General features: G+C 65.7%; 15 protein-coding genes. 2 read left to right on the forward strand and 13 right to left on the reverse strand.

Features of this window, described 5'->3' with window-relative positions; all coding sequences use genetic code 11:
* Positions 1–27: 27 nt before the first annotated feature.
* Positions 28–1,845, reverse strand: a complete 1,818-nt coding sequence (mutL, locus tag QA639_RS07480; RefSeq protein ID WP_283089461.1) for a DNA mismatch repair endonuclease MutL — start codon at positions 1,843–1,845, stop codon at positions 28–30.
* Positions 1,846–2,077: 232 nt separating this feature from the next.
* Between mutL and QA639_RS07485 the strand changes: the two genes are divergently transcribed.
* Positions 2,078–2,398 carry a ribbon-helix-helix domain-containing protein gene (locus QA639_RS07485; RefSeq protein WP_016848007.1) on the forward strand — a complete coding sequence of 107 codons (321 nt, stop codon included), beginning with the start codon at positions 2,078–2,080 and terminating at the stop codon, positions 2,396–2,398.
* 277 nt (positions 2,399–2,675) lie between these two features.
* Here the strand turns inward: QA639_RS07485 and QA639_RS07490 are convergent, their stop codons facing one another.
* From QA639_RS07490 to QA639_RS07505, 4 genes are read right to left on the reverse strand one after another with little or no spacing between them, the layout of a single operon-like run.
* Entirely contained in the window at positions 2,676–4,244 is a 1,569-nt protein-coding gene (locus tag QA639_RS07490) for a GMC family oxidoreductase (protein WP_283089462.1), read from the reverse strand.
* Positions 4,245–4,262: 18 nt separating this feature from the next.
* Positions 4,263–4,811: a gluconate 2-dehydrogenase subunit 3 family protein gene (locus QA639_RS07495; protein WP_283089463.1), complete on the reverse strand. Its 549-nt coding sequence runs from the start codon at positions 4,809–4,811 to the stop codon at positions 4,263–4,265.
* Between the two features lie 53 nt (positions 4,812–4,864).
* Complete coding sequence (locus tag QA639_RS07500) at positions 4,865–5,260, reverse strand: VOC family protein (RefSeq protein WP_050384205.1); 396 nt, start codon at positions 5,258–5,260, stop codon at positions 4,865–4,867.
* Complete coding sequence (locus tag QA639_RS07505; RefSeq protein ID WP_050384266.1) at positions 5,261–5,581, reverse strand: c-type cytochrome; 321 nt, start codon at positions 5,579–5,581, stop codon at positions 5,261–5,263.
* 390 nt (positions 5,582–5,971) lie between these two features.
* On the opposite strand from QA639_RS07505, the gene QA639_RS07510 reads away from it, so the two are divergent.
* Positions 5,972–6,277 carry a hypothetical protein gene (locus QA639_RS07510; protein ID WP_157346834.1) on the forward strand — a complete coding sequence of 102 codons (306 nt, stop codon included), beginning with the start codon at positions 5,972–5,974 and terminating at the stop codon, positions 6,275–6,277.
* Positions 6,278–6,440: 163 nt separating this feature from the next.
* Here QA639_RS07510 and arfB read toward each other — a convergent pair whose 3' ends face one another.
* From arfB to QA639_RS07550, 8 genes are all read right to left on the reverse strand, one after another.
* Positions 6,441–6,860, reverse strand: coding sequence for an alternative ribosome rescue aminoacyl-tRNA hydrolase ArfB (gene arfB / locus QA639_RS07515; protein WP_050384204.1), 420 nt, complete (start codon positions 6,858–6,860; stop codon positions 6,441–6,443).
* Positions 6,861–7,088: 228 nt separating this feature from the next.
* A complete protein-coding gene (locus tag QA639_RS07520) occupies positions 7,089–8,453 on the reverse strand; it encodes a M16 family metallopeptidase (protein WP_428841142.1) in 1,365 nt (454 codons plus the stop codon).
* On the reverse strand, positions 8,450–9,841 hold the full coding sequence (locus QA639_RS07525; protein WP_028333064.1) for a M16 family metallopeptidase: 1,392 nt from the start codon (positions 9,839–9,841) through the stop codon (positions 8,450–8,452). Before QA639_RS07525 ends, QA639_RS07520 begins: the two co-directional genes overlap by 4 nt.
* A gap of 151 nt (positions 9,842–9,992) precedes the next feature.
* Entirely contained in the window at positions 9,993–10,724 is a 732-nt protein-coding gene (locus QA639_RS07530; protein ID WP_028333065.1) for a hypothetical protein, read from the reverse strand.
* Positions 10,725–10,825: 101 nt separating this feature from the next.
* Positions 10,826–11,323, reverse strand: coding sequence for a signal peptidase II (gene lspA / locus QA639_RS07535; protein WP_028333066.1), 498 nt, complete (start codon positions 11,321–11,323; stop codon positions 10,826–10,828).
* A gap of 161 nt (positions 11,324–11,484) precedes the next feature.
* Positions 11,485–14,499 (reverse strand): isoleucine--tRNA ligase, encoded by a 3,015-nt coding sequence (gene ileS / locus QA639_RS07540; protein WP_157346828.1) that lies wholly within the window; start codon positions 14,497–14,499, stop codon positions 11,485–11,487.
* Positions 14,500–14,709: 210 nt separating this feature from the next.
* Complete coding sequence (locus tag QA639_RS07545) at positions 14,710–15,261, reverse strand: sugar O-acetyltransferase (RefSeq protein ID WP_198400249.1); 552 nt, start codon at positions 15,259–15,261, stop codon at positions 14,710–14,712.
* A complete protein-coding gene (locus QA639_RS07550; protein WP_050384202.1) occupies positions 15,258–16,229 on the reverse strand; it encodes a bifunctional riboflavin kinase/FAD synthetase in 972 nt (323 codons plus the stop codon). Before QA639_RS07550 ends, QA639_RS07545 begins: the two co-directional genes overlap by 4 nt.
* Between the last annotated feature and the right edge of the window lie 23 nt (positions 16,230–16,252).

Consider the following 16,252-nt stretch of genomic DNA (forward strand, 5'->3'; position numbering starts at 1 on the left):
TGCCCGGGACGACGGAATGTGTGGCCACTACCGCCGCCCGAACAGCTTCTCGATATCGCTCAGCTTCAATTCGACATAGGTCGGGCGGCCGTGGTTGCACTGGCCGGAGTTCGGCGTGTCTTCCATCTCGCGGAGCAGCGCGTTCATCTCTTCCGGCTTGAGGCGGCGGCCGGCGCGGACCGAGCCGTGGCAGGCCATGGTGGCGGCGACGTGCATCAGCCGGCGCTCCAGCGGCAGCGCCTCGTCCCACTCGGCCATGTGCTCGGCGAGGTCGCGCAACAGGCCCGCCGCATTGGCCTTGCCGAGCAGCGAGGGCGTCTCGCGCACGGCGACGGCGCCGGGGCCGAAGGATTCGATCGCGAGCCCGAATGACGCCAGCTCCTCGGCGCGGTCGAGCAGCTTCTCGACGGTCGCTTCATCGAGCTCGACGATCTCGGGGATCAAGAGGATCTGCCGCTGCACGCCGTTCTTCGCCAGCGAGGCCTTCAGCTTCTCATAGACGATGCGCTCATGCGCCGCGTGCTGGTCGACCACGATGAGGCCGTCGCGGGTCTGCGAGACGATGTAGGTCTCGTGGATCTGGGTGCGCGCGGCGCCGAGCGGCCGGTCGAGCAGGTCGGGCGCGGGCGCGGCCTCGAAGCGCACATCGGCGGTCGGCGTGCCGACGTCGAAGGCGGCCTGTCCGGGCTCGGCGAAGGCGGCCGCCGCCGCGCCGTCGAAGGCGCGCATCGGGCCAGCCGGATAGGACGGCGAGCCGCGCCAGTCCCAATTGCCCGGGCGGGGCGGCGTGAAGGCCGGGCGGAAGGCCGAGAGCGCGGCGCCATCGGCGGTATTGGCCGCGGTGCGCCTGCCTTCGCGCGCGAGGCCTTCCTTCAAGGCGTGCACGATGAGCGCGCGGACCAGGCCGGCATTGCGGAAGCGCACCTCGGTCTTGGCCGGATGCACATTGGCATCGACCTCCTGCGGGTCGCAGGTCACGAACAGCGCCACGACGGGATGGCGGTCGCGTGGCAGGTAGTCGGAATAGGCCGCGCGCACGGCACCGAGGATCAGCTTGTCGCGCACCGGGCGGCCGTTGACGAACAGATATTGCCCGAGCGCATTGGCGCGGGTCAGCGACGGCGCGGCGGCAAAGCCTTCCACCACGACGCCCTCGCGCTCGGCGCGCACCTCGATCGCACAGCTACGAAAATCCGCACCCAGGATATCGCCGAGCCGGGTCAGCCGGCCCGCGGCGCCGGGCAGCGCTGCGGCCCAGGTGACCGGCGCGCGCTCTTCGCCGGCCAGCGTGAAGGCGATGTCCGGGCGCGCCATGCCGAGGCGGCGCACCACCTCGCGGATCGCCTCGGCCTCGGTGCGGTCGGTCTTGAGGAATTTCAGCCGCGCCGGCGTGGCGTAGAAGAGTTCGTTGACCTCGACGCGGGTGCCCTGGCCGAGCGCGGCCGGCATGACCTCCGACTTCTCGCCGCCTTCGACCGATAGCGACCAGGCATGCGGCTCGCTGGCATGGCGCGTGGTGATGCCGAGCTTTGCGACCGCGCCGATCGAGGGCAGCGCCTCGCCGCGGAACCCGAGCGTGCGGATGCGCAGCAGGTCTTCGTCGTCGAGCTTGGATGTGGCGTGACGGTCGACCGCAAGCGCGAGGTCGGCGCGGGTCATGCCGCCGCCGTCGTCGGTGATGCCGATCCGGCGCCGCCCGCCGCCATCGGTGAAAACGTCGATCCGGCTGGCGCCGGCGTCGATCGCGTTCTCGACCAGTTCCTTGACCACGCTCGCGGGGCGTTCGACCACTTCGCCGGCGGCGATGCGGTTGACGAGCTGTTCGGGAAGCTGGCGGACGGGCATGGATTGGACGTTCGGAGAGCGATTCGAGGCTGGCCGTTACTATAAATCGCCGCTCCGGCAAATGCATGGGACCGATCTGGCGGCCGCAAGCAGGTTGGGGATGATTCCAGCCTATCGCCTTGAAGACGCTTGGCTTCGGCGGCCGGCGCGTTACGCCCTACGTCCCGATTGTGGCGCCGCGCGCACAGGTATATCGTTTAGAAAAATTATAAGTTCTCGCCGGAGGAACGCCATGTGCCATCTTTTCGCGCATCAGCCGCAACGCGACTATGAATCGCAGACCCGATCGTTGCGGATCGACGGCCATTGCACCTCGATCCGGCTGGAGATGTCGTTCTGGGATACGCTGGAGGAGATCGCGGCCAAGGAAGGCATGACGCTGGCCAAGTTCCTCACCACCCTGCACAACGAGGTGCTCGATCATCACGGCGAGGTGAACAATTTCGCGTCGCTGCTGCGCTGCTCCTGCCTGATCTACCGCGCCAAGGCGAATGCGCCGGCGGTCGTTCCCGACTATCGCGGGGCGGCGGCGATCATGGATGCCGCGGAATAGGCTTCGCGCAAGTCCATCGCGCAAAAGAAAGCGGCCTTGTCCTGTTGGGCAAGGCCGCTTCAGTGAGAGGGAATCCGGAACACACTCCGCTTCACCTCGCCCCGCTTGCGGGGAGAGGTCGGAACGCATCGTTAGATGCGTTCCGGGTGAGGGGGAGTCTCCGCAAACGCAGCTACCGCCGAATACGCGGAGACGGCCCCTCACCCCAGCCTCTCCCCGTAGGAACGGGGAGAGGGAGCGCAGGGTCGTCGCGGCCGCTATTCGACCGAATCTCGCTTCAGATCTCCTTGCGCTGCATCGCGCCGGCGATGTGGTCGGCCTGGCGGATCGCCAGCGATACGATCGTCAGCGTCGGGTTGCAGGCCGCTCCGCTCGTGAATTGGCTGCCGTCGGAGACGAACAGGTTCTTGATGTCGTGGGTCTGGCCGAACTTGTTGACCACGCCGTCCCGCGGCTTCTCGCTCATCCGGTTGGTGCCCATGTTGTGGGTCGAGGGATAGGGCGGCGTCGGGTAGGTGACGGTGGCGCCGACCGCCTCATAGACCGCGGAGCCCTGCTTGTAGGCGTGATCGCGCATCGCGACGTCGTTTGGATGATCGTCGAAATGCACGCTGGCGACCGGCATGCCGAACTTGTCCTTGATCTTCGGATCCAGCGTGATGCGGTTGGTCTCCTGCGGCATGTCCTCGCCGACCAGCCACATGCCGGCCATCCGCGGATAGCCCTCGATCGCGCTGGTGAAGCTGCGTCCCCAGGCGCCGGGATTGAGGAACGCGGCCATGAAGGGCAGGCCGAGCGACAGCGTTTCCATCTCGTAGCCGCCGACGAAGCCGCGCTTCGGATCATTCTTGGCCTCGTCGCGGATGATGCCGGCCATCGTGGTGCCGCGATACATGTGCACCGATTTCTCGAAGCTCGCATACACGCTGCCGGTCATGTGCCGCATGTAGTTGCGGCCGACCTGGCCGGATGAATTGGCGAGCCCGTCCGGGAACATGCTGGAGGCGCTGTTGAGCAAGAGCCGCGGGCTCTCGATCGAGTTGCCGGCGACCGCGACCACGCGGGCCTTCTGGCGCTGCATCGCGCCGGTCGCATCGGCATAGACCACGCCGGTGACTTTGCCGGACTGGTCGTGCTCTATCTTGATCACCATGCTGCCGGGGCGCACTTCGAGATTGCCGGTGGCTTCGCCCTTCGGGATCTCGGTGTAGAGCGTCGACCATTTGGCGCCCGACTTGCAACCCTGGAAGCAGAAGCCGATCTGCTGGCAGGAGCCGCGGCCGTCGCGCGGCTCGCTGTTGATCGCCATCCGCCCGGTGTGCACCTCCTTGTAGCCGAGCTTCCTGGCGCCGGCTTCCATCACCTTGAAGTTGTTGTTGCCGGGAAGCCCGGGAATGCCGTTGGTGCGGGTGACGCCCATCTTGTCCTCGGCCTTGGCGTACCACGGCTCCATCTCGGCGAGCGTGATCGGCCAGTCCAGCAGGTTGGCGCCGGGCATGTTGCCATAGGCCGACTTGATCTTGAACTCGTGCTCGTCGAAGCGCAGCGAGGCGCCGGCCCAATGCGTGGTCGAGCCGCCGACCGCCTTCACGATCCAGGCCGGCAGGCCCGGAAAGTCCTGGTGGACACGCCAGCTGCCCGACGTCGAGCGCGCGTCGGACCAGGCGAGCTGGGTGAAGCTGTCCCATTCATCGTTGATGAAGTCCTGGTTCTCGATGCGCGGGCCGGCTTCGAGGATCACGACCTTGACGCCCTTCTGCGCCAGTTCATTGCCGAGCGTTCCGCCGCCGGCACCGGAGCCGACGATCACCACAACGCCGCTGTCATTCAGATCGAATTTTGCCATTGTTTCCTCCCGACCCGTTCAGACCTTCGGCAGCCAGTCGATATCGGCGAAGCCGCGCTTGATGTAGCCGCCATGCTCGGCCGAGGAGCCCTCGTAGCCGAACCGCGGCCACACCTCCTTGTTGTTGTAGATGGAGACGATGAGATCGCCGCGGATCTTCTGGAAGAACGCGCTCTGCTCGATCTGCTGCAGCAGCGCGACGCGGTCGTTTTCCCAGGCGACCTGGACATAAGGCATCTTGTGACGGTCGTTGGCCGCCTGATCGAGCCTCGTGACGCCGTCATTGATCAGCGATTTGACCGCCGGATCTTTCGCGGCCTTCTCATCATACGGCTTGACCGCCGCTATGTAGTAGCTGTCGCCGAGGAAATCGTGCGGATAGATGTCGCGCGCCATCTTGAGCAGCGTCTTCAGCGTGGCCGGCGTCAGCGTCGTGGTGCCTTCGGCCCACGCATCGGTGATGCCGAGCCCCGTCGAGGTCGCGATCGCGACTGCGGGTGCGGTAACGGCCGCGCCTTTGAGAAAGACACGCCGGTCATATCTGCTGCGTCGATCGATTTCTCTCATGGGGTCCTCCGTCAATTTTTATTTGTGCAATTGCCTTGTTGTTCGAGCATGCTCTAGCCGAAGCGCCCGCCGCGCTGGATCACCTCGATCTTGTAGCCGTCGGGATCGGAGACGAAGAAGAAGCGCGCCAGCGTCTTGCCGTCATGCTTGAAGTCGCGCAGCGGCCCGGGCGACAGTTTCTCCTTTTCGAAGCGCGCGTGCTCGGCATCGACGTCATCGACGATGACGGCGAGATGGCCGTAGCCGTCGCCGAGCGTGTAGGGTTCCTTGCGATCGAAATTGACCGTGAGCTCGACCTCGAAGGGCGAGGAGGGATGGCGCAGATAGATCAGCGCGAAATCGGGAAATCTCAGATTGTCCGTGATCTCGAGGCCGAACGCGCGCTGGTAGAAGTCGAGCGCTCTGGCTTCGTCGAGCACGCGGATCATCGAATGCACGGGTTTCGCCATTCAGTTCAGCTCCTTCAGATAGGCGATGATCATGGCGCGGGTTTCCGGCTTGGCCTGCCGGTAGGCCATCACGGCGCCGGGGATCACCTCCTGCGGATTGGTCAGCCAGGCATCGAGCCTGGCGTCGTCCCAGACGAAGTCGGCCTTGCTGAAGCCCGCGGAATATTTGAAGCCGTCGGCCTTGCCGGCGTGGCGGCCGACGATCCTGTAGAGCGACGGGCCTTGCCGGACGGCATCCGACGTGTTTGACGTGTGGCAGGTCGCGCATTGCTGCTTGAACAGCGTCGCCCCATCGGGCGGCCTGGCGGCAGGCAGGGGCATCTGCGCAGCCGTCATTTGCACTGCAAGCATTGCGCTGCAAAATCCCAGCCCCAACGACCACCCTGCGCGCAGCTTTGCCATCTACATCACCGCCTCTGTGCGGTGACTGTAGGAGGCTGAAATCCGCCGTTGGTAGTAGCGGGCTGTTTCACAGCAGAACAAAGCTGGGCGGTGATCTGGCGCGGAACCGTTGGTTGCCGCATATGCGGACGACAATTTCGCAAAATGACCGCGAAATCCCTGCACGATCACCACACGACGCAGCTTGCATCTCGCGTGCGCCGTTTGCGGAAAATTCAGTCTCGCGCGATGGGGTTCAGGGTCGGCGCTGCAAACGGCGCACCACCTGCGCCGCTCCTCCATCGTCAATTAAAGTCCCAGGAGAAATGGATGACGTTTGCAAAAACCAGCGTGCTCGCCCTTGCCATCTCGGCCGCGATGGCCGGCCCCGTCCTGGCACAGGGAACGACTGCACCTGATACCCAGCTTCGCGGCGGTGCGCAGGGCAGAGGTACCATGCAGCAGGGCGGCGGCATGTCCGGCAGCGGCGACGAGGAAATGGCGGCGCAACCTGGCGCGACGACGCAGAAGAGCGGTGCCGCCGCCAAGTCAGGCAGCAAGGGAACGGTCGGCAGCGGACGCACGGCACCGAAGTCGGGTGGTTCCGAGATGGCGCCCCCAACCAAGAAGTACTGAAGTACGAGAGCCTTCCCGGTTCTGATCTATCAGAACCAAGGCTCAGGCTTCCTGTTCTGACGCGTTCCTTCGCGCGAACCGACATCCGCTTCGCGCGAAAACGCTTTTGGTTAGGCTGACCGGATCCCGGATGCAGTGCCGCGTGCGCTGCGTCCGGCGTTCCCTAATCGTCGAAACGGCGCGCGCCGCGCCCCGCCTTGATGTCGCTGCGGCGCTTCTTGCCCTCGAGCCGGCGCTGCTTGGAGCCGAGTGTCGGCTTGGTCGGCCGCCGCGGTGTCGGCCGCACCATCGCCTCCCTCAACATCTCGAGCAGCCGGTCGATCGCATCGGTGCGATTGCGTTCCTGGGTGCGAAAGCGGAAGGCGTGGATCACGATCACGCCGTCCTTGGTCATACGGCTGCCGGCGAGCCGTGCCAGCCGCTGCGCGGCGTCCGCCGGCAATGCAATCTTGTTGGTATCGAAGCGAAGCTGCGCCGCGGTCGAGACCTTGTTGACATTCTGTCCGCCCGGGCCGGAGGCACGGACAAAGACGACCTCAATGTCGTTCTCGTCGATCGTAAGGTCGCGGGACACCCGCAGCATGACATCACCCGTGGAGGCAAGAATCGGCCGCCGCAGAATAGCGGGTTTGATCGTGCTTGGGTGGTGCTGATGCAGTGGTCGTTACGCCGGAGGTCGGAGTTCTTGGCTGACCCCTCTCCCCAACCTCGAGAGCGAGCTTCGCTCGCCTCGGACCCCCACACGGGGGGTGGAGAGAGGTGTGGCCACAACGGTAGTGCGTATGAAGGGAAGGTGGCGCGCCGGAACGCGTCAGTTCGCCTTCGGCGGCGCCGACACCGGCTGCGCCGCGGCCTGCGGGGCGCGGCCGACGATTGCGGTGAGCAGGCCGTTGCCCCAGAGCCTCCTGGCGACCCGCTTGGCGTCGTCGAGCGTCACCGCGTCGACGATGGCGTTGCGCTTCTCGATGTAGTCGATCGGCAGCTTGTCGAGCTGGTATTGCAGCATCGCCTGCGCGAGCTTGGAGGAGGTGTCGAGCGCCAGCATCTGCGAGCCCTTCAGGTAGGACTTCGCCTCGTCGAGCTCCTTCTGCGTCGGACCTTCCTCGGCGATGCGGCGGACTTCCGCTTCGATCGCATCGACGGTCTCGCCGGCGCGGTCGGCGCGGGTGCCGGTGTTGCCGATGAACAGCGCGGAGTGATCCATCCAGACCAGCGCTTCATAGATCGAGTAGGCCAGCCCGCGCTTCTCGCGCACTTCCTTGTAGAGCCGCGACGACAATCCGCCGCCGCCGAGAATGTGGTTCACCACATAGGCCGCCATGAAGTCCGGGTCGTGCCTGGCGATGCCGGGGCCGCCGAAGGTGACGACGGTCTGCGGCACGTCGAGCGGGACGAAGGCGCGCTGCGGCGGCCTGGTCGCCACGACGTCGGGGACCGCCGTCAATTCGGCTTTCGCCGGCAGGCCGCCAAAGGTCTTGTCCAGCAGCTTGCCGAGCGTGTCGGGATCGACGTCGCCGACCACGGCAACGCGCAGCGTATCCTTGGCGATGATGCGGCGGGTGTAGTCCTTGAGGTCCGGGATCTGGATGGCCGGCACGCTCTCCAGCGTGCCGGTGGCCGTCCTGGCATAGGGATGATCGCCGAAGGCGAGCTCGAGGAACTTGCGGCCGGCGAGCGAGGACGGATTGGTCGATTCGCGGCGCAGATTGGCGATCACCTGGGCGCGGATCCGTTCGACGTCCTTCGGCTCGAAGTGCGGCGAGGTCAGCGCCATCCGCAGCAGGTCGTAGGCTTCGTCCTTGTTGTCCTTGAGCATGCGCAGCGAGCCGCGGAATTGATCGCGGTTCGACTGGAAGCTGAGCTCGATGGCGCGGCGCTCGAGCCGCTCATGATAGGTTTTGGAATCGAGATCGCCGGAACCCTCGTCGAGCAGGTCGGCGACCAGATTGCCGACGCCGGGCTTGCCGGGCGGATCCTGGCTGGCGCCGCCGCTGAAGGCATATTCCATCGCGATCAGCGGCACGGTCGCGTCCTGCACGAACCACGCCTCGATGCCGCCGGGCGATACCAGCCGCTGGATCTTGGCCGCGGCCTGCGAGGGCGCCGACGTCAGCGTCAGCAGCGCGGCGCAGGCGCCGCCGATCAGGGCCGCACGGCGGGTGAGGAAATAGATCACGAGCGCTTCTCCTCGCGTTTCGGCGCAGTATCCTTGATCAGGTAGCCGGTCACCGACCGCTTCTTGTCGAGCCAGCTGGCGGCAGCAGTGCGCACCTGCTCGGCGGTGACGGCGCGGATGCGGTCCGGCCAGCTGCGGATATCCTCGATGCTGAGCCCGGTGGTCAGCGCGCCGCCATACCAGCGCGCCAGCGTCGCCTGGTTGTCCTGGGCGTAGATCGCCTCCGCGATGAGCTGGGTCTTGACCCGTTCGAGATCCTCGGCGCGCGCCGGGTTCTGCGCGAGGTCGGCGATCACCTTGTCGATCGCGTCCTCGATCTGCGCGAACTCGACGCCGGGTTTCGGCGTCACCGAGATCGAGAATTGCGACGGATCGAGCGAGGTGCCCTGGTAGCCGGCGCCGGCCGAGATCGCGAGGCCCTTGTCGATCACCAGCGAGCGATAGAGATAGGAGTTGGCGCCGCCGCCCATCAACTGCGCGAGCACATCGAGCGCCTGGCTCTCGCCTGCAGCGGCGGTTGTCGCCGAGGGCACCAGGTAATAGCGACGCAGGCTCGGTTGTTCGACGCGCGGATCCGACAGCGTCACGGTGCGCGGCGCGGCAGGTGTGGGCTCCTGCGGCCTGACCCGCTTCTCGGGGATCGCATGCTGTGCCGGGATCGGGCCGAAATTCTTCTCGACCAGCGGGCGGATATCCTTGACGTCGACGTCGCCGGCGATGACCAGGATCGCGTTGTTCGGTGCGTAGAAGCGACGGTAGAAGGCGAGCGCATCCTCGCGGTCGAGCTTCTCGATCTCCTGGTGCCAGCCGATCACCGGCCGGCCATAGGGATGGTTGAGATAAAGCGCGGCCATGATCTGCTCGCTCAGCCTTGCATCCGGGTTGTTGGCAACCCGCATGTTGAACTCCTCGAGGACGACGTCGCGCTCGGGCAGCACGTTCTCGTCCTTGAGGATCAGGCCGGTCATGCGGTCGGCCTCGAACTCCATCATGGTCGGCAGCTGCTCGCGCGGCACGCGCTGGAAGTAGCCGGTGTAGTCAACCGAGGTGAAGGCGTTCTCATTGCCGCCGACGCGCAGCACGGTCTGCGAGAACTCGCCGGCCGGATGCTTGGCGGTGCCCTTGAACATCAGATGCTCGAGGAAATGCGCGAGGCCCGATTTGCCGGGCGTCTCGTCGGCCGAGCCGACCTTGTACCAGATCATCTGCGTGACCACCGGCGTGCGGTGGTCGGGGATCACCACGACCTGCAGGCCGTTGTCGAGCGTGAAACTGGCGGGGCGTTCCGAGGTGACGGTGGTCTGGGCGCGGAGGCTGGCACCCGGCAGCGGGATGGTGGAAACGAATGCGGCAGCGAACAGGGCGATCGATCGGCGAGAGCGCATCATGGTCCTTATGAAAGCCCGGACCCACGGCCGGGGCGCGAAAGCAAGCCATCGTACACGGTCGTTCCCGTGCCGACGGTCACGAAGCGGAGAGACACCCGCCGCCCCGCATTAAGCTTTGCTCATGTCAGCCTTCGCCCGAGCAGGCCAAGCGTCACTGTACCGGTTTTCCGGACATGACGTCGTACTGGCCCTCGTTCACCTTCGGCGCCTGCGGCCCCGTGCCATAGGCATAGCCCGAGGACGGGGTCTGGTAGCCCGGCGGCGGCTCGGTCAGGGATTCGCGCGTCGGCTCACCCTTGAACGGTTTGGACTCGCTGCTGTTCCCCTTGAACATGCCGAGCAGGCCGCCGGTGTAACCGAGCTGGCTCGGCATCAGCGATGGATTGGTGCTCACGCCGGGCTCCAGCGGCTCCTTGCGGCCATCGGTGGCCGTCTGCTGCTTGCGGCCGGCCTCGATCTCGGCCGGCGTCAACGCCACCGCCGACTGCCACGGCTCCTTCTTGACGTCCTTCTTGCGCGCCGCGATCGCAGCCTTGCGCGCGGCGATATCAGGGTCCTTCGGCCAGTTCGGCGCGTTGACCTGGGCGGTCGATGCCGGCGGGGGCAAATCGAGCTTCGGCGGCACCACCAGCGGCGAGCGCTCGCGGTAGTCGATGCCCTTGCTGGCCGCGCTCTTGGCGCCGAGCCCGGTCATCAGATTGTCGACGATCCGCTCTTCGAAGGTCAGGCCATCGTCGCCGTCATCCTCATCGTCGCCGGCGCGCACCGGGCCGGCCGTCATGACAAGGCCGATCCCGGCTGCGACGAACGCCAGGCGCAGGCCGCGCATCAGCGGCAGCCGGGACGTCTCGATCAGGTAACCGCGGGCTTTGGTGTTGCGCATTGCGCCATTCCCATCTCAAATTTCGCCAAAGCGATCACTGGCTTAGGCACAGTTCCGCTTGATACAGGTGTGGGCCGCTGACCGGCTCGTATCGGCCGGGATCAGGGCGCTTTTACGGCGGGGGTCCCCACCACGGAATCATACAATAGGGCTGCCACGCCAGCAACGATCGCTACGTCGGCGAGGTTGAAGATGTACCAATTGAAGGTTTTTCCCCCGATCTCGGCATGAAGCAGGGCAAAATCGACCACCGCGCCATAGGCGAAGCGGTCGATGCCGTTCCCGATGGCGCCGCCGATGATCAGGCCGAGCGACACCGTCGCGAGCCAGGTCCGCGACCGCGCCATCCAGATCGCCAGCGCGATCACGGCCGCTGCCTTGATCACCATCAGCAGAATCTGGGCCGCCGGGGTCTCGCTCTGGAACCAGCCGAAACTGATCCCCGGATTCCAGGCCAGCACCAGGTCGAAGAACGGCGTCACCCGCACCGGGGCGTGATGCACGATGTCGAGGACATGGAGCAGCCAGAGCTTCGAGGCCTGGTCGGCGATCAGGGTGATCACCGCCGCAAGCACACCGGCGCGAACAGCAGAGGTCATCGGCTTGCCGCCCAAGGCGTCGTCCCGGCCGAGTGCGCTGTTGCGCACGCAGCCGGGACCCATACGCCGTGCCGGGTATTGTTTGAATGACTCGGGGTCATCAGCCTTCGCCCATTCGAGACAGCGGTGGTTATGGGTCCCTGCTTTCGCAGGGACGACGGTTAGGCCGTGCCCCCCAGCGCCTTCCATTCGCGCAGCGCTTGCGCGTCGCGCGGCGACACGTCGGGATATTCGGGGTCCTCGCCCACATCAGGCAGGATCTTCCACGAACGGGCGCATTTGGTGCCGACCGCCTTCTCGACCACGACCGCAACGCCGGGCACGGCGTCGAGGCGGAAGGCTGTGGCCGGCGCCTCGCCCTCGCGCACCTCATAGTTCGAAGTGATGCAGACTTCGGCGAGATCGATGTCGAACAGTGTGGCCAGCATCTCGCGGTCGGCGATGTAGATCACCGGCGATGCCTCGAGCGACGAGCCGATCCGCTTGGCGGCGCGTTCGAGCTCGAGCGCGCCGGTGACGACGCGGCGGACGTTGCGGATCGTCTCCCACTTCGCGGCAAGCGCGTCGTCGCGGAATTGCTCGAGACCTTCGGGGAACAGCGTCAGGTGCACCGACGGCTCGGCGTTCGGCCGATACATCCGCCAGGCTTCGTCGGTGGTGAAGCTGAGGATCGGCGCCAGCCATTTCAGGATCGCGTCGCAGAGCATATCGATCGTGGTCAGCGCCGCCTTGCGCGCCACCGAGGACGGCGGATCGCAATACAGCGTGTCCTTGCGGATATCGAAGTAGAACGCCGACAGCTCGGAGTTCATGAAGGCGGCGAGGCTTGCGACCACGGTCTTGTAGTCGAAGTCGGCATAGGCCTTGCGGATGGTCTCGGTGTGGCCGGCGAGCTCGTGCAGCATCAGCCGCTCGAGCTCGGGCATCTCGGCAAAGGCGACCTTCTCGCTCGGCTTGAAATGATGCAGCGTGCCGAGCATCCAGCGGATCGAGTTGCGCAGCTTGCGGTAGGTCTCGATGGTGTTCTTGAGGATCTCCGGGCCGATGCGCTGGTCGTCGGCATAGTCGGTGGCGCACACCCACAGGCGCAGGATATCCGCGCCGGAATCCTTGATCACCTTCTGCGGCTCGACGGTGTTGCCGAGCGATTTCGACATCTTGCGGCCGTTCTCGTCGAGCGTGAAGCCATGGGTCAGCACGATGTCATAGGGTGCGCGTCCGCGCGTGCCGGCGCTTTCCAATAGCGACGAGTGGAACCAGCCGCGATGCTGGTCGCTGCCTTCGAGATACATCACGGTGTCGTTGCCGCCATCGACCTTGCGGACGATGTTGCCGAGCTGCGGAAAGTTCTGGCGGTCTTCCAGCACGAAGGCGTGTGTGGAGCCGGAATCGAACCAGACGTCGCAGATGTCGTCGACCTTCTTCCAGTTCTCGGACGCGCGGCTGCCAAGGAAGCGCTCGCGGGCGCCGTCCATGTACCAGGCGTCGGCGCCTTCCTCCATGAACGCCTCGGTGATGCGCTGGTTGACGACCTCGTCCTGCAGGATCTCGGCCGAGCCGTCAGCGTTCTCGCGCACGAACACGGCGATCGGCACGCCCCAGGCGCGCTGGCGCGAGATCACCCAGTCGGGACGGTTGGCGATCATGCCGTTGATGCGGTTCTCGCCGGCTGGCGGCACCCATTGCGTGACCGAGATTGCGTGCAGCGCGCGGGCGCGCAGCGTGTCGCCCTTCTTCGCATGGCCATTCTCGGCGATGGGCTTGTCCATCGCGATGAACCATTGCGGCGTGTTGCGGAAGATCACCGGCTTCTTGGAGCGCCAGGAGTGCGGATACTGGTGCTTGAGGCGGCCGCGCGCGAGCAGCTTGCCGGCCTCGATCAGCGCCTTGATCACGGCCTCGTTGGCATCGCCCTTCTCGCCCTTGTCGTTGAGCACGCGCTTGCCGGTGAAGCCCGGAGCCTGCGCGGTATAGGCGCCGTTCTCGTCGACCGTATACGGGATCGCCGTCGGGATGCCGCGCGCATCGAGCTCACGGGTGTTGGCCGTCCAGACGTCGAAGTCCTCGCGGCCGTGGCTCGGCGCGGTGTGCACGAAGCCGGTGCCGGTGTCGTCGGTGACATGCTCGCCGGCGAGCAGCGGCACGATGAATTCGTAGCCGCCACCGAAGCCGCGCAGCGGATGGGCGCATTCGACGGCGTCCAGCGTGTCGCCGGGAATATCGCGGACCTTCTCATAGGACGTGACGCGCGCCTGCTTGAACACCTCGGCGGCAAGCGCGTCGGCCAGGATCAACAGATCGCCGGTCTTCGCCCAATTGTCCGCCGGCGCATCCGTTACCTTGTAGAGGCCATAGGCGATCTTCGGCGAGAACGAGATGGCGCGGTTGCCGGGCAGCGTCCACGGCGTGGTGGTCCAGATCACGACCGAGGCATTGGCCAGCGCGCCATGTGCCGGCGAGGTGACCGGGAATTTCACCCACACCATGTCGGAGGTGTAGTCCTCGTATTCGACCTCGGCTTCGGCAAGCGCGGTCTTCTCGACCACGCTCCACATCACCGGCTTCGAGCCGCGATAGAGCGTGCCGTTGGCGGCGAACTTCATCAGCTCGCGGGCGATCTGGGCTTCGGCCGGGTAGCTCATCGTCTGGTAGGGATGATCCCAGTCGCCGATGATGCCGAGCCGCTTGAACTCCTCGCGCTGCACGTTGATCCAGTGCGTCGCATAGGCACGGCATTCCTTGCGGAACGCGACCATCGCCGCCGAGTCGCGGAAGTCCGGCTTCTGCTTGCCCTTGGAGCGGTAGTTCTCCTCCTCGATCTTCCATTCGATCGGCAGGCCGTGGCAGTCCCAGCCCGGCACGTAGTTGGAGTCGAAGCCGAGCATCTGCTGGCTCTTGGTCACGACGTCCTTGAGGATCTTGTTCAGCGCGTGCCCGATATGGATGTTGCCGTTGGCGTAGGGCGGACCGTCATGCAGCACGAATTTGGCGCGGCCCTCGGCTTCCTGGCGGAGCTTGGTGTAGAGGCCGATCTCGTTCCAGTATTTCAGGATTTCCGGCTCGCGCTGGGGCAGGCCGGCGCGCATCGGGAATTCCGTCTGCGGCAGGTAAAGGGTCTTGGAATAGTCCCTAACGTCAGTCTTTTGGGCGTCGGTCTTTTGCGGCTTGTCGGACATGAAAGCTCTGATTTGGCAGGTGCGGGCGCGGATACGCGATCAATCGCGGGTGAAACGGCGAAGTCCCGGTCTTGCGCCGAGCCTTCAGGCTCAGGCGGAAGCCGGGCCGCTAATCCGTATGATGCGCCGCGAAAACATGGGGTTTCCATAGCAGCCGGACGGGGAAATCGCAAAGCCCCCGGTGGCCGGCAAGGCCGCGCATGGCGCGGCTCAGGCCGGCCGTGCCCGGGCCGGATTTCCCGCCACGATCGCGCCGGGGGCGACGTTCCGTGTGACTACGCTGCCGGCCCCGACCAGGGCGCCGTCGCCGATCGTGATGCCGGGCAGGATGATGGCACCCCCGCCGATCCAGACGTCGCTTCCGATCCGGATCGGGCGGCCGGATTCCAGCCCGGCGCGGCGGGTTTCGGCATCGCGCGGGTGGTCGGCGGTATAGATCTGCACCGCTGGGCCGATCTGGGTCCGATCGCCGATCACGACCTCGACGACGTCGAGGATCACGCAATTGAAGTTGAGGAACACGCCGTCGCCGAGGCTGATATTGCTGCCGTAGTCGCAGAAGAACGGCGGGCGGATCACGGCATCCCTGCCGACCTTGCGGAAGCGCTCGCCGAGCAGCGCGTGCAGCTCGGCCGCGGACGATGCGCCCGACGCGTTGTAGCGCGCCATCCATTGTTCCGCCGCGGTATGGTCGGCGGCGAGCTCTGCATCCGGGCGATACAGCTCGCCCGCTTGCATTTTTTGCTTTTCAGTCCTGTTCAACCAATCACTCCGAGCTGCGGGAACGCGTCGGGCGCCGCGGCCAGCACCGCGCGCGCCTTGGCGCTGTCGTCATCCATCTGGCGTATCAACGCCTCGATGGTGTCGAATTTCAGCTCTTCGCGAATGAAACCGATGAATGCGACATCAAGGACCGCGTCGTACAGATCGCCCTTGAAGTCGAACAGGAACACCTCGAGCAGCGGCGCGCCGTTGTCGAAGGTCGGCCGGCGCCCGAAGCTTGCGACACCGTCGAACCGTTGCGAGCCCTTGCCAACCCGCACCGCGTAGATGCCGTGCTTCAGGCCGCAATGCTTGTCGAGGCGGACATTGGCGGTGGGGTAACCGAGATCGCGGCCGCGCTTCTCGCCGTGGATCACCTTGCCGGTGACGAACCACGGTCCGCCCAGCATCGTGGTTGCATCCGCGATCTCGCCCTCGGCGAGCGCCATGCGGATGGCACTGGAGGAAACCGGGCGCTCCTCGATGTCGACATGGGCTTGCACATCGACCTCGATGCCGAGCCGCGGTGCTTCGCTGACCAGCAGGCTCGGCGAGCCGACCCGGCCCTTGCCGAAATGGAAGTCGTAACCGACTGCGATCCCGCTGATGCCGAGCCGGCCGATCAGGTCATGGTGAATGAAATCCTGTGCCGAGGTCCCGGCGCGCGCCTTGTCGAAGGTCATCACGACGGCACCGGCGAGCCCGGTGGCCGCGAGCAGCCGCAGCTTGTTGGTCTCGTCCGTGAGACGGAATTGCGGGGTGTTCGGGCTGAAGAAGCTGCGCGGATGCGGCTCGAAGGTCACGGCGAGCGCGGGCACGCCGCGCGCTCTGCCCATCGCAAGCGCCGCGCCGATCACGGCGCGGTGACCGAGATGGACGCCATCGAAATTCCCCATCGCGACCACGGCGCCTTTCGGAATGGCGCTTGCGGGGGTGTTGTCGCGGATAACAGTAAAGCCGGTGCTCATGAGTGGTATTCTTCAAGGATTCT

Origin of the sequence: Bradyrhizobium pachyrhizi (assembly GCF_029714545.1) — a bacterium.
In the GTDB taxonomy this organism is placed as follows: domain Bacteria; phylum Pseudomonadota; class Alphaproteobacteria; order Rhizobiales; family Xanthobacteraceae; genus Bradyrhizobium; species Bradyrhizobium pachyrhizi.